Source organism: Oleiphilus sp. HI0117 (assembly GCF_001635235.1).
In genome coordinates this window covers 1-1,173 of sequence record NZ_LWGA01001105.1, presented here as the reverse complement: position 1 = coordinate 1,173, position 1,173 = coordinate 1, and the positions used below count along the sequence as shown (strand labels likewise).

General features: G+C 42.0%; 2 protein-coding genes. Both read right to left on the bottom strand.

Going from position 1 to position 1,173, the window contains the following annotated elements; all coding sequences use genetic code 11:
* A partial coding sequence (locus A3757_RS19835) for a YggT family protein (protein ID WP_068740149.1) occupies window positions 1–458 on the bottom strand: 458 nt, incomplete at its 3' end.
* A gap of 157 nt (window positions 459–615) precedes the next feature.
* Window positions 616–987, bottom strand: coding sequence for a response regulator (locus A3757_RS19830; RefSeq protein ID WP_068510011.1), 372 nt, complete (start codon window positions 985–987; stop codon window positions 616–618).
* Between the last annotated feature and the right edge of the window lie 186 nt (window positions 988–1,173).

The window sequence follows — 1,173 nt, the reverse complement described above, 5'->3', positions numbered from 1 at the left end:
GGCAAGATCTTACGAAAGGGCTTCATCAAGGGCTCGGTAATCTGATTAATCAAGAGTAAGGCTGGGTGCCCGCTGCCGGGTGCAATCCAACTTGCAACGATCATGATAATTAGAGACCAAAAATAGATTTTTATTAAAAAGCTCGCAACCAATATGGCCGATAACAAAACAATATTAATCGGATTCGATATCGCATACCCCAACACCGCAACCTTGATACCAACAGCAACTGTCTGTACTAATATTGCTAGCACCAATGAAGCCAGATCGATGCCCGCTATACCTGGTATTAATCGTCTTAAAGTGATAAGCAAAGGGTTCGTCGCTTTAACAACAAACTGGGAAATGGGGTTATAGAAATCTGCTCGGGAGAGTTGCAAGATAAATCGCATCAAAACAATCATCACGTACAGTGATGACACGGTATCGATCACCAAATTAAAAATTTCTGCAAACATTCTATCCGTCCAAGAATAATAAATCGAAACCCGACAGGGCAGACAAGCTCTAAGGCTATAAAAACCAGGCCCGGTAAGTTTAAGCTATAAGTCGCCTCTAAGGCCAGCCGCTAAGCTACCGGATAATAAGTCCTTTTTAGCAAATTGCTAGTCCGAACTAGGCACCGCCCAAACATTTCTTAAGATAATCGATTATTTTATCCTCAGTAATCGGCTTTGGAATGAAGCTAAGGCCCTGCTCTGCAGCTTGCTCCTGGACTCGCTCCTGAAAATTCGCTGTTAATAAAGCGATTTTCGCGCTTGGGCACGCTTCTTGAAGTTCCGGCGATATCGTCAGGCCATCAACTCCCGGCATATTCATATCTAAAGTAATAAAATCAAACTGACCACTCTGACATAGCTTCAGTGCCTTTCGGGCATCTTCAGCTTCAGTCACACTCCAATCTGGATAGTGCGCACTGATAATAGCTTTCAGCATCAGGCGCGATATGCGACTATCATCAACGAGCATAATACTTTTTTGGGACATTCGTTCATCCTGCAAAATTTGAATTTGCTTTTCAGCTTTGTCTCGTCTTAGAGATCAAAACCTTCGCTTAGAACTTCAGTATAGCTCGAATCACTCACTTGTCTTTTATTTCCTGCTTCAGCTGCCGATCATGATCTTTTTATACAAAGAATATGTTGCCAATTCTACATTCGTATAAGAAAAATT